The organism is Tessaracoccus defluvii, assembly GCF_014489575.1.
In the GTDB taxonomy this organism is placed as follows: domain Bacteria; phylum Actinomycetota; class Actinomycetes; order Propionibacteriales; family Propionibacteriaceae; genus Arachnia; species Arachnia defluvii.
Window position 1 is genome coordinate 1,931,671 of record NZ_CP060789.1, and the last position, 14,937, is coordinate 1,946,607.

A 14,937-nucleotide genomic window follows, 5' to 3' on the forward strand; every position below is an offset into this window, starting at 1 on the left:
CGCGGCAGGGCAGCTCTCAGCTTACCGCTGTCCGCGGAAACCTTTGTCGGTGCTCAGGGCTCGCAGGTGATCCGGTCGCCCGCGCTGTACTTCCAGCTGAAGGGCTCACGCTTGGCGATCGCCCCGTCCTTGTAGAACAGGCGCTCCCAGTTGACGGTGAAGCCCCGGATGGGGGCCTGTGGCTCGCACTTCGGGTCGCCCTTCACCACCCGCTCTCCACCGGAGTAGAAGCCTGACTTCACCAGTTCGGTCGACGTCACCTTGTCCCAGGTGGGGATCGACCAGATCTGGAACGTGATGCTCCCACGCTGCCCCGACGACGAAGGGTTGATGTAGCCGCGGATGTACGAGGGGTACTCGGTGTCGTTCTGGAAGCGCAGGTCGAGCGAGCCGTAGTAGATGGTCGCCTCGCGGCCCGCAGGGTACCGGTCGAAGTAGAGACTGTGCGGCTTGTGCTCGATGTCCTTGTAGCCGGCGAAGAAGGCGGCGTTGAACAGCGTGGTGGCGGACTGCGAGATGCCACCGCCGGACTCCTTGACGAGCCTGCCCCCGCTGATCACATACCCGTCGATGAACCCGTTGGCGGCGGTGCGCTGGCCCAACGTGTCGTTGAGGGAGAAGATCTCGTCGGGCATGAGGACCGTGCCGTTGACGAGCGACGCGGCGCGCCCGAGGTTGGTGTTGCGGTAGGTCGCGTGCGGGTAGTACGTGGTGAACTCGCCGATGACCTCGAACGTGCCGAGCGCCTCCGCCTCGGCCGTCGTGAACTCCGGCTCCTGGACGATGACGTCGACCGGCGCCGTGCGCCCGGCCCCGGTCGCCATGGCCGCGAGCTTCGCGGCGGCGCCGAACGATTCGGGGTCGATGGTCTGGCCGACCTTGGCGGGGACCACCTGCACGCCGCCGTCGGCGAAGGTGAACGACGCGTCGGTCGCTTCGGTCAGCTCGAGCGCCTTCTGCGCCTCGGCGGTGGATTCCAGGAGCTTCGCGGCGTCGATGGTGCCGGTCAGATCCCCCGCCTCGGTGGTGTCGATGGTGGTGGCGGCCGCCAGCTGCTCGGCGGTCACCTCGAGGGTGCCCTGGGCGAGCGTCAGCGTGATGGGGCCGCTGACCAGCGGATCAGCGAAGGAGCTGACGAACCTGGCCGCGTCGGCGTCCGTGACAGCCGGCTCGTGGGTCTCGACCACGGCCTGGACCGTCTGCTCACCGTCGGCATAGGCGGAGGAGACGGCCTGCACCGTGAGGGGGACATCGAGTCCACGGCCATCGGTGGCCGGGGTGACCACGACCTTCGTGCCGTCGAGGGCCACGGTGGCGTCGATGCCGCCTTCCGCGAACTCCGGCGCGACGGCCTCGATCGCGGCGGTCAGCTCCGTCGGGTTGAGGAGCGTGACGAGCTCCACCTCGGAGCCTCCGGTCAGCGTGTGGAGCATCTCGGCGGGGTTCCAGCTGAAGCCGCCGCCCGCCGCGCGGACCGTCGCCTCGAAGTCGGGCTTCAGGCCGACCTCCGCCGGGACGAGCTGCACGCTCACGTCGTCGGCGGTCAGCGTGATGGGGGCGGTGAAGGCGGGCCCGAGCTCCTGCTCCAGCTTCTCCTTCGCCTTCTCCGGGGACAGGCCGCCGATGGCGACGCCATTGGCGCTGGCCTTGACCGGCACCTGGTTGCCCGCCAGGAAGTATCCGGCGACGTAGGCACCCCGACGAGGACGACGACACCCGAGATCACGCCGATGGCGATCTTGCTGGACTTCTTCAACGCACTATCCCTCCGCGGCCCGGTAGGCCGACCCAGTCCCCCATGGTACGAAACCCCGTGCCAGCGCCAAAGACGACGCGTCAGTTCAGCCGACCCGGACGAGCGGCATGGACAGGGCGCCCGTGCCGACGAGGCCGACGCGGGCGGCCATCGACGTCAGCAGGGCATCCGTCGTCGGCAGCTCCGCACCACCCGTGGCCCGCTCGCTGGAGTTGGCGGGAAGGATCGTCGACAGCATGCCCTGGCTGCCCACGTGGGAGAGGGAGATGCGGTCGCGGTCCAGCCCAGCGAGGTCGCAGGCCCGCTCGATCGCCAGGCCGAGGCCGCCGATGTGGTCGACGAGGCCGCGCTCGACGGCGTCCGCGCCGGTCCACACCCGGCCGCGTGCCTTGCTCTCCAGATCCTCGTAGTCGAGCCCACGGTCGCCGGCGGCAAGGGTGGTGAAGTCGAGATAGATGCGGTCGAGCCAGCGGTTCAGCCGCTCCCAGTCCGCCTCCGTGAAGGGTTGGGCCGCGGAGAAGGTGCCTGCGGCTTCGCCGAAGGTCAGCGACTCGCGGATCAGGCCGAGCTTGTCGTACAGCCCGGCCGTGACCATCTTGCCCGCGAGGACACCGATCGAGCCGGTCAGCGTCGTCGCGTGGGCGACGATCTCGTTGGCCGCCATCGACACGTAGTACCCGCCGGAGGCGGCGTAGCTGCCCATCTGCGCGACGACCGGCTTGCCCGCCTCCTTCAGCCTGACGACGCCGCGGCGGATGAAGTCGCTGGCGACCGCGGAGCCACCGGGCGAGTCGACGGAGAATACGACCGCCTTCACGTTGTCGTCGCGCAGAGCGGTGCGCAGCTGCTCGTCGATCACGTCGGACCCGGCCGACTGGCCGCCCAGCGACCTGGCCCGCGGCCGGTGACGATGGCGCCGCGCAGCGTGACGACGGCCACCTTGTCGCGGCCGGGGCGCAGGTTCCTGGCGATAGCGGCACGGTTCGTGTAGCGGTGGACGTACAGCAGGTTCTCCGGCGCCGCGTTCCACTCCCGCAGGACGGCCGCGTAGGCCTCGTCGCGGTAGCCGACGTGGTCGATGAGGCCCAGCTCGAGGGCGCGGGCCGGCTCGACGGGGGCCCCGTTGACGCCGTCTCGGACCTGCTCGACGGCGATGCCGCGCCGTCGGGCGACGGACGTGACGATCGTGTCGAGGAACGAGGCGCCCAGGCGGGTCATCATCTCCCGGTTGGCGTCGGTGACATGATCGGCCTGGTACTGGTCGGCGGCGGTCTTGTACTCGTGGCGCTGCCCGAACTGCGGCTCGACGCCGGCCTTCTCCAGGAGCCCCCGCAGCAGCAGGATCCCCAGCTCCAGCCCGTCGATGGCCAGCATGCCGGTGGGCTGCACCCACACCTGCCGGGCGGCGGCCGCGATGTGGTAGCCGACGATGCCGTGGGCGAGCTCGCCGTAGCTCTCGGCCCACGCCATGGTCGGCTTCGACCGGCCGAACTTCTCGATGAGGTCGGCGATCTCCTCGGCGTGGGCGATGGACATGCCCGTCGGGGTCGCATGGACGATCAGCCCGAGGACCCGGTCGTCGGTCGCTGCGGCTGCGAGGTGGACGCGGACAGCCTCGAGCGTGGGGCTGTTGATGAGCTGCACGGCCTGCAGCGGGCTGCTGGGCCGCGCCGTCAGGACGCCCCTGGCGAGGTCGAGTTCGAGGACGACGGGCGTATTGCCGGTCAGGGTGGTCAGCAGATCCTTCAGCGCCATTGCCCCAGCATACGGAGCCGGAACAAGAACGAGGGGCCCTCCCAGCGGGAAGGGCCCCTCATCAGGGTCGGATGCGTCAGGCCAGGACGGACCGCGCCACGTCAGCCACGTTGGCCGCGGTGATGCCGAACTCCTCAAAGCACTTGGCACCCGACGCCGAGGCGCCGAAGTGCTCGATGCTGACCGAGGCGCCGGCGGCACCGACGTACTTGGCCCAGCCCATGGAGATGCCGGCCTCGACCGAGACGCGGGCCGTCACGGCAGCGGGCAGCACCGACTCGCGGTACTCGGCGGTCTGCTCGTCGAACCACTCCTGGCAGGGCATCGAGACGACGCGCGCGCCGACGCCGTCGGCCTCGAGCAGTTCCTGCGCGTCAAGCGCGACCTCGACCTCGGAGCCGCTGGCGATCAGGATCACCTGCAGGTCACCGGTGGCCTCGCTGAGGACGTAGCCGCCCTGGGCGAGGCCGTCGGCCGAGGCGTACTTCTCGCCACGGGCGACGGTGCGGAGGTCCTGGCGGGACAGGATCAGGCCGGCGGGACGGTCGGTGCGGCGCAGGATCTCGCCCCACGCCACGGACGTCTCGTTCGCGTCGGCAGGGCGGACCACGTCGAGCCCGGGGATCGCGCGAAGCGACGCCAGGTGCTCGATCGGCTGGTGCGTCGGGCCGTCTTCGCCGACGCCGACCGAGTCGTGCGTCCACACGAACACCGACGGCGTCTGCATCAGGGCGGCCAGGCGAACGGCCGGGCGCATGTAGTCGGCGAACACCAGGAAGGTGCCACCGTACGCGCGCGTCAGTCCCGACAGGTTGATGCCGTTGATGATGCCGCCCATGGCGTGCTCGCGGATGCCGAAGTGCAGCGTGCGGCCGTACGGGTTGCCCGCCCAGTCCTTGGTGACGCGCTCGGCGGGGAGGAAGCTGGGCTCACCCTTCATCGTCGTGTTGTTCGAGCCGGCCAGGTCGGCCGAGCCGCCCCACAGTTCGGGGAGCTGGGGGGCCAGTGCGGAGAGGACCTCGCCGGATGCGGCGCGGGTCGCCTTCTTGCCCTCCTCGAAGACGGGCAGCGCCAAGTCGGCGGGCAGCTTGCGGGCCTGCACACGCTGCAGCAGCGCGACGCCGTCCTCGTTGCCGGTCTGCCAGGTGGCGAACTTCTCGTCCCAGGCTGCGCGGGCCGCCCGGCCACGCTCGGCGGCGTTGGCCCGGGCGTGCGCGACGGCGGCCTCGTCGACGGCGAACGGCTCCTGCGCGAAGCCGAGGGCGTCCTTGAGTGCCGCGATCTCGTCGCCGCCGATCTTGGAGCCGTGCACCGAGTGGTTGCCCTGCTTGGTGGGCAGCGGCCAGCCGATGACGGTGGTCAGCTTGATGAAGCTGGGCTTGTCGGTGACGGCCTTGGCCGCCTCGATGGCCTCATAGAGGGCCTCGATGTCCTCGCGGTACTCGGTGCCGCCGTTGGTCCAGTCGACGTGCTGCACGTGCCAGCCGTACGCCGCGTAGCGGGCGCTGACGTCCTCGGTGAACGAGATGTCGGTCTCGCCCTCGATGGTGATGCGGTTGTCGTCGTAGATGAGGACGAGGTTGCCCAGGTTCTGGGTGGCGGCCAGCGAGGACGCCTCGGAAGCGACACCCTCCTGCAGGCAGCCGTCGCCGGCGATGGTGTACACGAAGTGGTCGAAGGGCGACTCGCCCTGCGGCGCCTCGGGGTCGAAGAGGCCACGCTCGCGGCGGGCGGCCATGGCCATGCCGACGGCGTTCGAGATGCCGGCGCCCAGAGGGCCGGTCGTCGTCTCGACGAACGCGGTGTGGCCGTACTCGGGGTGACCCGGCGTCTTCGCACCCCAGGTGCGCAGCGCCTTGAGGTCGTCGAGTTCGAGGCCGAGGCCGGCGAGGTACAGCTGCGTGTACTGCGTCAGCGAGGCGTGGCCGGCCGACAGCACGAACCGGTCGCGGCCGATCCACTTGTCGTCGGCCGGGTCGGTGTTCATGACCTTCTGGTAGAGCAGGTACGCCACCGGCGCCAGCGAGATGGGCGTTCCGGGGTGGCCGTTGCCCACCTTCTCCACCGCGTCGGCGGCGAGGATGCGGGCGGTGTCGACGGCGCGAGCGTCCTTGTCGGTCCACTCAAATGTCACGGTGAGTCCTAACTACTTTGTCCAGTGAGCTTCGCTCAGCCTACCGTGACGGCCCCGCCGGCCCACCGTCGGGATCCTCAGAAGAGCAGATGCTCACGGCGAACAGGGTGACCGGTCACAGCCATGAGGCCTGAGGTGTCAGGACTCCGTGTAGTACAGGAACTGTGAGGCCCCGAGGTCGGCGGAGGGGCTGGCAGCCGGTTCGGCGGCCGGTTCGGCGGCCGATTCCCCGTCCGCGCCCGCGTCCTCCGCCTCGTGTGCGGCCGAGCGGGCCGCCCAGGTGTCGACGGGGCGAACGGTCTCCCCCAGCGCCTCGCGGACCTCCCGCTGCAGGCCGTCAGAGCCGGAATCGTCGAAGGTTCGGGTCTCGGGCATCCTCAGCCCTCCTTCGTGAGCGGGGGCTCGGCGGACCAGGGGAAAACGATCCATTCCTCGGTGGACTTCCAGACGAAGTCGGGCTGGACGATCGTGCGGGGCTTGGCGTAGAGGACGGCGGACCGGACATCGGCGCCGAACCCCCGCAGTAGCTTCAGCACGAGCCCCAGGGTGCGGCCTGAATCGGCCACATCGTCGACGACAAGGATCCGCTGCCCCTGCACCGACTCGGTGTCGAGCATCGGGGCCAGCAGGATCGGATCGGGCAGCGTCTGGTTGACGTCGGTGTAGAACTCGACGTTGATAGCGTCGCAGAGCTTGACCCCCAACGCGTAGGTCATCGCCCCCGCCAGCACCAGTCCGCCGCGGGCCACCGCGATGACAACGTCCGGGTGGAAGCCCGAGGCGACGACATCGCGGGCCAGATCGCGCGACGCCCCGCCGAGCCCTTCCCAGGTGAGCACCTCTCGCGAGGCCAGGTCGTTCGAGTCCGCGTGGTAAGCCATTTCGCTATGGTAGCCAGCCGCGGGCCTCAGTCCAGGTGCGGCCCCTCGAAGACGAGGGTAACGAACACGATGCTGAGCCACCGTCCGAACTTCCGACCCACCTCGGGCAGTCGTCCGGAGACCTGGAAGCCTAGCCGCTCGTGGAACGCGATCGAGGCCTCGTTGTCCGCGTCGATGACGCCGACCATGGCGTGGATGCCCCTGCCCCGGGCGTAGTCGATCAGCGCGTTGACGAGCATCCGGCCTCCGCCGGCCGCCCGATGCCCGGGGCGGATGTAGACGCTGTGCTCCACCGTGTGGTTGTAGCCGGCCAGGGCCCGGAATGTGCCGTAGCTGGCGAAGCCGAGGATCTGATCACCTTCGGCCAGAACGAGGATGGGGAAGTCGGCGGCGTTCAGGCGTTCGAACCAGGCCACCCGGTCGGCCAGCGTCACCGGCTCGATCGCGTACGACGCGGTGGTGCCGACACCAGCCTCGTTGTAGATCTCGGTGATGGCGGGAAGGTCGTCGCGGTGGGCTGGGCGGATCGTCGGCATGGCCCCATGCTAGGCGTCGGGGCGCTCTCGCCAGGGGGCGCCCGAAACCCGAATGCTCAGCCCGGGTCCGCGTTGGTGGAGCCGTATGCCACGACTGCCCTACCGTGTCCCCATGAGCAGCCGAGCCGACGTCATCACCCGCACGGGTGACTGGGGCTCGATCGCGGTCTCGCCCTTCGGCGCGACGGTCGTGTCTTGGTGTCCCGACGGTGTCGAGAGGCTGTTCACTGCGTCGGACGCCTCCCCGGTCCTCGGAGAGATGTGGCACGGCGGCATCCCCGTCTGTGCCCCGTGGTTCGGGCGGGGCCGGGGTGACTGGTCCGTGCCGCACCCGCACGGGTTGGTGAGTCGCGTCAGCTGGAGGCTGGTGGGCGAGGAGTCCCGGGTCGACGGCTGCATGCTGGAGTGGCGGACCGACGCGGCGGCCACCTCCCACCTCCCAGGGGCGCAGCACTATCCGCCCGATCTCGGCTACTCACTGCGCATCGAGGCATCGGCGACCGCGCTCGTGCTGTCGCTCCGCATCGACAGCCCCACCACCGAGGTCGTCGTGGATGAGGCGTTCCACCCCTACCTGCGCACCGGCCTCCCAGCGACCGTGTCCGGGCTGAACGGCGTTGCTTTCCGTGATTTCGCGGCCGATCACGCGGGCTCGGAAGACTCCGCGCTCACCGTCGATCGTTACGTGGACCGCGTCTACTGTGGCGCTCCGGAGACGACGCTGACCGATGACGGAGCGCGTCTCGGCCTCGCGGGCGACGCCGCGTCCTCGCTGATCATCTGGAATCCGGGTCCAGGCTCGGGCATGGTTCCGGGTGACGAATGGCGCGACTTCGTGTGCATCGAGTACGGCAACGTGCAGGGCAACGCGGTGACCATCCCGGCGGGCGGCGAGCACACGTTGCGGACGCTGCTGCAGGTCAGCTGAGCTTCCACTCCCCACCCAGCAGCGGCGCGATCCGCTCGGTGAAGAGCGGGGCCACGTCGACACCGTCGAACTCCGCCGGCCCCACCCAGCGCAGTGCCTCGATCTCAGCGGCCGGGGCCACCGCGTCGCCGGCCACGACCTCCGGCCACCGGAACGTCTCGGCCACGACGACGTGGTCAGCCTCGTTGGCGGCTGCCGCACGCAGTTCGCCGAGGTACTCGAGCCTCGCAGGATCCAGGCGCAGGCCCAACTCTTCCCGGACCTCCCTGGCACCGGCTTCGGCGGGCGACTCACCGGGGTGGGGCTTGCCGCCCGGGTTCATCCACATCGACGTGCCCCGTTTGCGCACCAACAGCACCCGGCCCTCCCGGTCGAGGAGGACGACGGCGGTGACATGGATGAGACGGGGCATGCCTGAGACGCTACTGGCTAGGCTGGGGAGACCGGAACCTGGGAGGTGACCATGGGCAGGGCGCTCGTCGTGGTGGATGTGCAAGTGGACTTCTGTGAGGGCGGTGCGCTCGGCGTCGAGGGAGGCAATCGCGTCGCGGCCGACATCGCGGCGCTGCTGGCCGACCCGCACGGGTACGACGCCGTCGTGGCGACGAGGGACCACCACATCGATCCCGGCTCCCACTTCTCCGAGGAACCCGACTTCGTCGACAGCTGGCCGCCCCACTGCGTGGTGGGCACGCCTGGCCAGGAGCTTCACCCGGCGCTGCGCGATGTTCCCTTCGACGCCGTCTTCGACAAGGGCAGCTACGAGGCCGCCTACTCGGGTTTCGAGGGCACCATCGGCGGGCTGGCCGACGGCGAGCGGCTCGTCGACTGGCTGGCGCACCATGGCGTCACGGATGTCGACGTGTGTGGCATCGCGACGGACTTCTGCGTCCGGGCGACAGCCCTCGACGCGGCGCGCGAGGGCTTCGCCACCCGGGTGCTGAGTTCGCTCACGGCTGCGGTGCACCGGGACTCCGTGTCCGCCGTCGCCAAGGAGCTGACGGCCGCGCGCGTCGACTGGTTCTGACCTCGTCTGCGGATCAGGACTTCATGGGGAGGATCCAGCGCGGCACACGCCGCACATAGGCTGCGTAGGCGCGTCCGAACCGGTCCAGCAGAGCCTCCTCCTCGCGGCGGATCTGCGGTGTCAGCCCCGCGACGAAGCCGACCACCGGCACCGCCGCGGCTGCGGAGCCGCGCCACAGGGCGTGCGCAACGAGCAGTCCGGCGAAGCCGAGGTAGATGGGGTTGCGGCTGAGACGGTTGGGCCCCGTGGTGACGAGCGCCGAGGCGGCGCCCGGGCGTGCCGGGTCGACGGTCGTCTCCGCCAGCGCGAACTGGGCGACGGTGCCTCCCATCAGCGTCAGGGAGACAGCCCCCACCACCGCGCCTGCGACCCGTGCAGCTGGGGGCGCTGTGTCGGCGCTGCCGGCGAGTTTGCGTTGGGCGAGGAGCGCGGCGGCGAAGATAACGGGCGGCGGGATGTGCATGGTGGCTCCTGATCAGGCGGGGCGGGTCATGGTGGCCCGCGTGTTCTTGGCAGAGAAACCCAACCGTTCGTAGAGCCGGGTGGCTCCGGTCGGGCTGTCCGAGTCCACCTCGAGTCCGAGGACCCGCAGCCCCTCGACGTCGCGGACAAGTTCAATGGTGCGGGCCAGGGCCGCCCCGGCGACACCCCGTCCTCGGGCCCCGGCGACCGTCCCGACGAGATCCACATACGCCTCGTCGTCCATGTACTGCCCGACGAGCACGTAACTCACCAGGTCGCCGTCAGGGTTCCTTGCGATCGTGGAGTACCCCAGCCGCATGGGTCGGCCGGCGTAGAAGTCATGCCAGCGTTCCGCGGTCATGGGTGCCGAGCCCCAGTGGTCCGCGAAGGCACTGTTGTGGGCCAGGCGGACGTCCTCTTCGTCGGCCGCCCGTGGTGTCGCCAGGGTGAATCCGTCCGGGACGACAGGGTGGGGCCGCGCCGCAGCTTCTGCGTCGAGTGGGAGTTGCAAGCCCAGCGGGGTCGTCAGGGTCTCTGCTCCAGGGACGGCGAAGCCTGTAGCTCCCTCCGGCATGCTCCCGAGGGGGAATTGGGTCGGTGGTGTCGTCAGGGTGTGCGCTCCAGAGTCCGCTGCGGCGGGAGCTCCCGCCTGCACGCTGCGGAGCGGGAGCTCCATGAGAATGAACCAGCGGGCGATGCGATACCCGCGGGCGGTCAACATGCGGCTCGCTGAGGAACCCGCCAGGCCGGCCTCGACCCGAAACTCTGCGGGGACCCCCGGCATTCGCTGGGCGCTGAGGACGCAGGCCCGCTGCTCCATGGCGTCCATGAGCCGGCTGCCGACGCCGCGTCCTCGCCATTCAGGATGCACTCCCCCGTCGAGCTGGCAGCGGACCGTTCCGTCGGCCTGCGTCGTGAACCCGACCCGCAGCTGTCCGTAGGCCACGAGTTGCTCATCCGCCCAGACGGCCCAGGTGTCTGTGGACTGTTCCAGCCCGGTCTCGCCGAGCTCTTCGGCCAGGTCCTCGGGTTCATAGAACTCCCCGCTGCCGTCGGCCGTCGCGAGGGTGTTGATGAGCGCGGACCATGCCCCGACGCTTTCGCCGTCGAGGTACGACCACCGCAGTTCAGTCATACGGGTGATCATGTCACCGCACAGGCCCCGCCGGACCCACGTGCCCGGACCCACCTGACGTGCCCGGACTCACCTGACGTGCCCGGACCCACCTGACGTGCCCGGACCCACCTGACGATCCCGGACCCACGTGCCCAGACTCACCTGACGTCCCCGGACTCACCTGATGTGCCCGACTCACGTGCCCCGGGCGCGCCGACCATCCCGCGACGCGCAGGCGCAGGCGAGGACGTGCACGAATCTGACTCTGGCGTGCATTCGTCTGGCTCTGGCGGCGGCTACGGCGCATACGCCACAGCCGCCGCCTGACCTGACTTCCACAACACCCTCCGTGGGACGCCGCGGCGGCGAACAGATGCCCAAGTCAAGAGAGATTCCCGTTGAGAACCGGGGCACTAAATCGCAGGGCAGAGTGGGGCAGAGCGTGCTCAGCAAGGTAGGTGGGTGGACCTCTCCGACGCTCTTGGCGCCGCGGCGGCGCCCCATGAGCCAGGTGTCTCTCCCCCTGTCGGTCGGTACGCCTGACCTTCAGAGGGCCCTCTCAGCCCCGAAGTGGCCCTGCGGACAACCGTCCGTCCGCCGAGGCACGGAACCGGAGCCAGCGGCAGGGCTCCACCAGCGGCGCAGTGGTCGACGGAAGGCCTATGCTGCTCGTCCTGATCCAGGTGCGAGCTGCCCTGGCTCATTTGGGGCTCCTTGGCGGGGCACTAAATCTGGGCCCAGTTGTGGAAGTCAGGCCAGGTGGTGGCCCGTCCGGCGGCCCGCCGGTCCGGCCTGGCTCACCTCCTGCTCGAGCGCCCGTGGAGCCCCTACGCCTCGGCCATCCTCGTCGGCGTCATCGCCGCGGCTGCCTACCCGCTCTCGAACGCCACCGGCCGCAACTCCGGTCTCGGCATTACCACCCCGTCGGCCAACATCGTCAACTTCCTGGCCACCGGAGACGCGTCCCGCATCGACTGGGGCGTGCTGTTCGTCCTCGGCCTCATCCCCGGCTCCTACATCGCGGCCAAGCTCGCGGGCGAGTTCCGGCTCCGCGCTCCCGACGCGCCGACCGCCATCCGGGCCATCGCGGGCGGCTCCCTCATGGGCGTCGGTGCCGCGATCGCAGGTGGCTGCACCATCGGCAACGCCCTGGTGCAGACCGCTCTGTTCAGCTACCAGGGCTGGACCGCGTTCCTGTTCACCTTCCTCGGCGTCGGCTTCGCCGCCCGCTTCTTCGTCCAGACCCATCGCCGCGCTGGGGCGCAGGCCGTCCCCGTGGCCCCCAGCGACCTTGTCCGCGCCAACTGATCCGACTCATCCCAAGGACACGCCATGAGCATCTTCTCCCGTTTCACCAAGCCCCTCATCGCCCAGCCCGCCGCGGCCCCGGGAGGGTCCGTCACCGTCGAGGATCGTCCGGACGGCTCCGGCCGTCAGTACCGCCTCGACACGATCGGTCAGGTCTGCCCCTTCCCGCTCGTCGAGGCCAAGCAGGCGATCAAGGGCCTCGACGTCGGCGATGAGCTGATCATCGACTTCGACTGCACCCAGGGAACGGACTCCATTCCGCACTGGGCCGCTGCCGCGGGCTATCCCGTGACCAACTTCGAGCAGGTCGGCGACGCAACGTGGACCATCACTGTGCAGAAGGCCTGATCTCGGAAACCCCTCACCAGAATCGCGCAGGGCGCCCCGACCCATCAGGGTCGGGGGCGTTGATTCGTGCCAGCGCCGCGAGCCGCTCCAACTGCTTGAGCCGTCTCACCGCTGAGCGAGAGCATTCGTCGAACTACGCGGGCTGCTTCGTCGATCGCGTGGAAAGTGCTTGTGCGATCAGCCAGGCGAATCCCACGATGGTCAGCAACCCAAGGGGCACGAAAAGTAGCATTCCAACTGCCCCTCCCACGACCAACAGCATCGGACCGACGACCCTTGCCTGGTCGTGTCGTCCTCGAGCGTGGGCAGACGTGACGAACACCGCAGCCAGCAGCAGGAGTCCCGAAAGCCCGGCGAGAGCCCACGGCCCCACAGCCAGGATGCGGGCAAGACTCCCAGCGCCCCCCCTGATTCCGATGCCGCGTCGGCAGCGTAACCCGCCGTCACACCAAGGATCAGGGCTCCGAGCCCGGCTACTCCAGTGGCTACCCACAGAACGACGATTTTTTCTCTAGTCATTTGCTCATCTCCTTAATTGCACAACGCAGCCATGAAACCCCAATATCCCTTGTCGCTGCGCCAATTCTCCAGGTTCCACGAGGACTTGAAGGTTGTCACCGGGCGAGTGTCGTAATGGCAGTAGAACTGATTCCTCAGTGACGAGTTGTCCCAAACGCCCTTGCTTCGGGCTTCACTCCAGGCCGACCAGCGAGCCGCCGCTCCTGCCCCTCCGCGGCCCCACCACGTTGGATACACGTAGAAGCGACTGCCTCCATTGACAGAGTCGTACTTCCGCGTCACGCTGCTAATGAGCGCGATGCCGAGCCACGGATCCGTCGTCACTGGATACGCCGTGGAATCACCAGTGATGACATGTTGCGTCACCTTGGCACCTTCAAGGCTGAAATACGTCTTGACGTCAGCACCAGTAGCATCCACCGCCCAGGGGGTCGCCAGGCCGCCCAGCAACGAATCGTCCGCTCCGAAAACGAGAACGGTGCCATTCTCCGACAATTCGACCCGAGCCTCTGCGGGGACGCCAAGATGGTACTCAAGGTCGTGGTCAGCTTCCGGCCCGCCAAGGACTGTCTGAAGCTGCACTGAGCCGTCGTCCAGGGCCTCTACCACGACGCCCTCGGTTCGTCCGTCAGCTGACTCGAATACCACAGTTCCATCATCCGTCGGAACGCCTTCACTAAATGCAGCATTCTTGGGCAAGGAGATGGAAATACCCGCGTCCTGGTCCGATACGGAAACCGCTGTCAGGGGGTCCACTGGCACCTCAACCTGGGCTACGTCTCCTTCGGCAACGAACGCCTCGGAACCCAGGGATTGCGCTTCCACGAGGATCATCTCGGTACCGTGATCGGGCTCAACAGCCTCCACCAGTACCGCAAGGTCGTCCGGCCCCGCCCCCTCGTCGGCCTCAACCGCAGGCGATACTCCTACCAGGATCGCCACGCCTACGCTGAGAGCCGCCAGTCTCATCATTCTTGACATAGTTCTCCAAAACACAATCTCGAACCGCCTCCGGTCCACTTGAGGACAAGGTGTACCAGGCGGAGCGTTCAGTGTCCAGAACTGTCGCAGGGTGGAAGTCAAGAGTTGATGCGAAAGTCCCCCTTGGTCGATTGGACGTTCCGGCCCGGTCCGCCATCGAGTGTCGGGCCATGGTGCGAACCGGTGGACCGCTCTCAGAGGCTGCGACTCGGCGGCTGGTTGCAGGGCCGAGGTCCTCGGAAGAGGGGAGTTCTAACCAGCACCGCTCATCTCGGAGACAGCGACGTGTCCCACGACCCCGTCACCAACGTCGAGCAGGTCGACGCAACGTGGACCATCACGGTTCTAAGGGCCTGGACTCGCGCGATGCGCCCCGATCCGTCAGGGTTGGGGGCGTTGATTCACGCCAGCGCCGCGAGCCGCTGCTCCAACTGCTTGAGCCAACGCTGCTGAAAGGCATTTGCCCGATCCGGCAGGAGCCTGGCCGTTTCCAGGCGGCTGACGGTTTCCGTGTGATCCCACACCCCGGACTCGACGAGGTGGCAGACCAGGTCCTGGACCTGTCCACCGCTCTGATGGTCGAGTGCGGCAGCCCCCAGGCCTGGCTTGACGGCCGCCTGGAACAGCAGCGGGAGCGTCACGACGTAGAGAGCGGGACACGACTGGGGCGTGGGCACCGTCCAGTCCTGCGGCTCGCCCGCCTCCGGGGGCGACAGCGGATGCACGATGCGGGTGGCGAACTCCAGCCAAAGGTTGACTGCTCCGTCGTGCACGGGCGCGGGAATCAGACCCCGGCCCACCCACTCGAACATGACCGGGTAATGACCGTTACGGTCCCAGTTCCTGGGGTTCCGCTGGTAAAGGGAGGCCCAGCCCTCGACTATCGAGGCGAGCTCTCCCTGGAAGATCTCGGGCAGGGTGGATGCCGCGCGTCGTGATACCGATGAGACACCGGCAGCTTTTGAGGCAGGCAACGACGCGAGGTGAGCGACCGTCACCGCATCCCAGTGCCCTTCGCTGAGCTCGCCCTCCCAGTACGCGGAGGACTCTCCGGCGGGCGCACTGGCCATCTCTCGGCGGAGTCGGCCGACGGCGGTGGCCGTCGCCCTGTCAATCTTTGGCTCAGCGGGCAAGACCTGACGTGTCTGCTCGAAGTCCCCTCTGACGATCAGCTCCAGGAGAGCA

16 protein-coding genes are annotated in these 14,937 nt (G+C 68.7%); 4 read left to right on the forward strand and 12 right to left on the reverse strand.

Features of this window, described 5'->3' with window-relative positions; all coding sequences use genetic code 11:
- Positions 1-53: 53 nt before the first annotated feature.
- The 7 genes from H9L22_RS09350 to H9L22_RS09380 all read right to left on the reverse strand — a co-directional run bounded on the left by H9L22_RS09350 (position 54) and on the right by H9L22_RS09380 (position 7,062).
- Positions 54-1,658, reverse strand: a complete 1,605-nt coding sequence (locus H9L22_RS09350; protein ID WP_187722491.1) for a VanW family protein — start codon at positions 1,656-1,658, stop codon at positions 54-56.
- 183 nt (positions 1,659-1,841) lie between these two features.
- The gene (locus H9L22_RS09355) at positions 1,842-2,615 is read right to left on the reverse strand and encodes a S49 family peptidase (protein ID WP_187719696.1); all 774 of its coding nucleotides are present in this window, start codon (positions 2,613-2,615) and stop codon (positions 1,842-1,844) included.
- Positions 2,612-3,511: a S49 family peptidase gene (locus H9L22_RS09360; RefSeq protein WP_187719697.1), complete on the reverse strand. Its 900-nt coding sequence runs from the start codon at positions 3,509-3,511 to the stop codon at positions 2,612-2,614. Before H9L22_RS09360 ends, H9L22_RS09355 begins: the two co-directional genes overlap by 4 nt.
- Before the next feature lie 76 nt (positions 3,512-3,587).
- The gene (gene tkt, locus H9L22_RS09365) at positions 3,588-5,645 is read right to left on the reverse strand and encodes a transketolase (protein ID WP_187719698.1); all 2,058 of its coding nucleotides are present in this window, start codon (positions 5,643-5,645) and stop codon (positions 3,588-3,590) included.
- 138 nt (positions 5,646-5,783) lie between these two features.
- Positions 5,784-6,020: a hypothetical protein gene (locus H9L22_RS09370; RefSeq protein WP_187719699.1), complete on the reverse strand. Its 237-nt coding sequence runs from the start codon at positions 6,018-6,020 to the stop codon at positions 5,784-5,786.
- A gap of 2 nt (positions 6,021-6,022) precedes the next feature.
- On the reverse strand, positions 6,023-6,526 hold the full coding sequence (locus tag H9L22_RS09375) for a phosphoribosyltransferase (RefSeq protein WP_187719700.1): 504 nt from the start codon (positions 6,524-6,526) through the stop codon (positions 6,023-6,025).
- Between the two features lie 26 nt (positions 6,527-6,552).
- Positions 6,553-7,062 (reverse strand): GNAT family N-acetyltransferase, encoded by a 510-nt coding sequence (locus tag H9L22_RS09380; RefSeq protein WP_187719701.1) that lies wholly within the window; start codon positions 7,060-7,062, stop codon positions 6,553-6,555.
- Between the two features lie 112 nt (positions 7,063-7,174).
- On the opposite strand from H9L22_RS09380, the gene H9L22_RS09385 reads away from it, so the two are divergent.
- Positions 7,175-7,990 (forward strand): aldose epimerase family protein, encoded by an 816-nt coding sequence (locus H9L22_RS09385; RefSeq protein ID WP_187719702.1) that lies wholly within the window; start codon positions 7,175-7,177, stop codon positions 7,988-7,990.
- On the opposite strand, the gene H9L22_RS09390 is transcribed toward H9L22_RS09385, so the two are convergent.
- Entirely contained in the window at positions 7,983-8,402 is a 420-nt protein-coding gene (locus tag H9L22_RS09390; protein WP_187719703.1) for an NUDIX hydrolase, read from the reverse strand. The genes H9L22_RS09385 and H9L22_RS09390 overlap by 8 nt on opposite strands.
- 51 nt (positions 8,403-8,453) lie before the next feature.
- Here H9L22_RS09390 and H9L22_RS09395 point away from each other — a divergent pair, with 51 nt between their 5' ends.
- A complete protein-coding gene (locus H9L22_RS09395) occupies positions 8,454-9,017 on the forward strand; it encodes an isochorismatase family protein (protein ID WP_187719704.1) in 564 nt (187 codons plus the stop codon).
- Between the two features lie 13 nt (positions 9,018-9,030).
- On the opposite strand, the gene H9L22_RS09400 is transcribed toward H9L22_RS09395, so the two are convergent.
- Positions 9,031-9,480: a methyltransferase family protein gene (locus tag H9L22_RS09400; RefSeq protein WP_187719705.1), complete on the reverse strand. Its 450-nt coding sequence runs from the start codon at positions 9,478-9,480 to the stop codon at positions 9,031-9,033.
- Between the two features lie 12 nt (positions 9,481-9,492).
- A complete protein-coding gene (locus tag H9L22_RS09405; RefSeq protein WP_187719706.1) occupies positions 9,493-10,614 on the reverse strand; it encodes a GNAT family N-acetyltransferase in 1,122 nt (373 codons plus the stop codon).
- A 723-nt stretch (positions 10,615-11,337) separates the two neighbouring features.
- On the opposite strand from H9L22_RS09405, the gene H9L22_RS09410 reads away from it, so the two are divergent.
- Complete coding sequence (locus H9L22_RS09410) at positions 11,338-11,904, forward strand: YeeE/YedE family protein (protein WP_264292434.1); 567 nt, start codon at positions 11,338-11,340, stop codon at positions 11,902-11,904.
- Positions 11,905-11,928: 24 nt separating this feature from the next.
- Positions 11,929-12,252 (forward strand): sulfurtransferase TusA family protein, encoded by a 324-nt coding sequence (locus H9L22_RS09415; protein WP_187719707.1) that lies wholly within the window; start codon positions 11,929-11,931, stop codon positions 12,250-12,252.
- A gap of 531 nt (positions 12,253-12,783) precedes the next feature.
- Here the strand turns inward: H9L22_RS09415 and H9L22_RS09420 are convergent.
- Positions 12,784-13,713, reverse strand: coding sequence for a DUF2599 domain-containing protein (locus tag H9L22_RS09420; RefSeq protein WP_187719708.1), 930 nt, complete (start codon positions 13,711-13,713; stop codon positions 12,784-12,786).
- A 440-nt stretch (positions 13,714-14,153) separates the two neighbouring features.
- Positions 14,154-14,822, reverse strand: coding sequence for a hypothetical protein (locus H9L22_RS09425; protein WP_187719709.1), 669 nt, complete (start codon positions 14,820-14,822; stop codon positions 14,154-14,156).
- Positions 14,823-14,937: the final 115 nt, after the last annotated feature.

Coding starts and splice junctions, on each gene's coding strand:
- H9L22_RS09425 (WP_187719709.1), bottom strand. CDS start 14,822: ATGGCCAGTGCGCCCGCCGGAGAGTCCTCCGCGTACTGGGAGGGCGAG.
- H9L22_RS09385 (WP_187719702.1), top strand. CDS start 7,175: ATGAGCAGCCGAGCCGACGTCATCACCCGCACGGGTGACTGGGGCTCG.
- H9L22_RS09415 (WP_187719707.1), top strand. CDS start 11,929: ATGAGCATCTTCTCCCGTTTCACCAAGCCCCTCATCGCCCAGCCCGCC.
- H9L22_RS09375 (WP_187719700.1), bottom strand. CDS start 6,526: ATGGCTTACCACGCGGACTCGAACGACCTGGCCTCGCGAGAGGTGCTC.
- H9L22_RS09395 (WP_187719704.1), top strand. CDS start 8,454: ATGGGCAGGGCGCTCGTCGTGGTGGATGTGCAAGTGGACTTCTGTGAG.
- H9L22_RS09405 (WP_187719706.1), bottom strand. CDS start 10,614: ATGACTGAACTGCGGTGGTCGTACCTCGACGGCGAAAGCGTCGGGGCA.
- H9L22_RS09370 (WP_187719699.1), bottom strand. CDS start 6,020: ATGCCCGAGACCCGAACCTTCGACGATTCCGGCTCTGACGGCCTGCAG.
- H9L22_RS09400 (WP_187719705.1), bottom strand. CDS start 9,480: ATGCACATCCCGCCGCCCGTTATCTTCGCCGCCGCGCTCCTCGCCCAA.
- H9L22_RS09360 (WP_187719697.1), bottom strand. CDS start 3,511: ATGGCGCTGAAGGATCTGCTGACCACCCTGACCGGCAATACGCCCGTC.
- H9L22_RS09390 (WP_187719703.1), bottom strand. CDS start 8,402: ATGCCCCGTCTCATCCATGTCACCGCCGTCGTCCTCCTCGACCGGGAG.
- H9L22_RS09380 (WP_187719701.1), bottom strand. CDS start 7,062: ATGCCGACGATCCGCCCAGCCCACCGCGACGACCTTCCCGCCATCACC.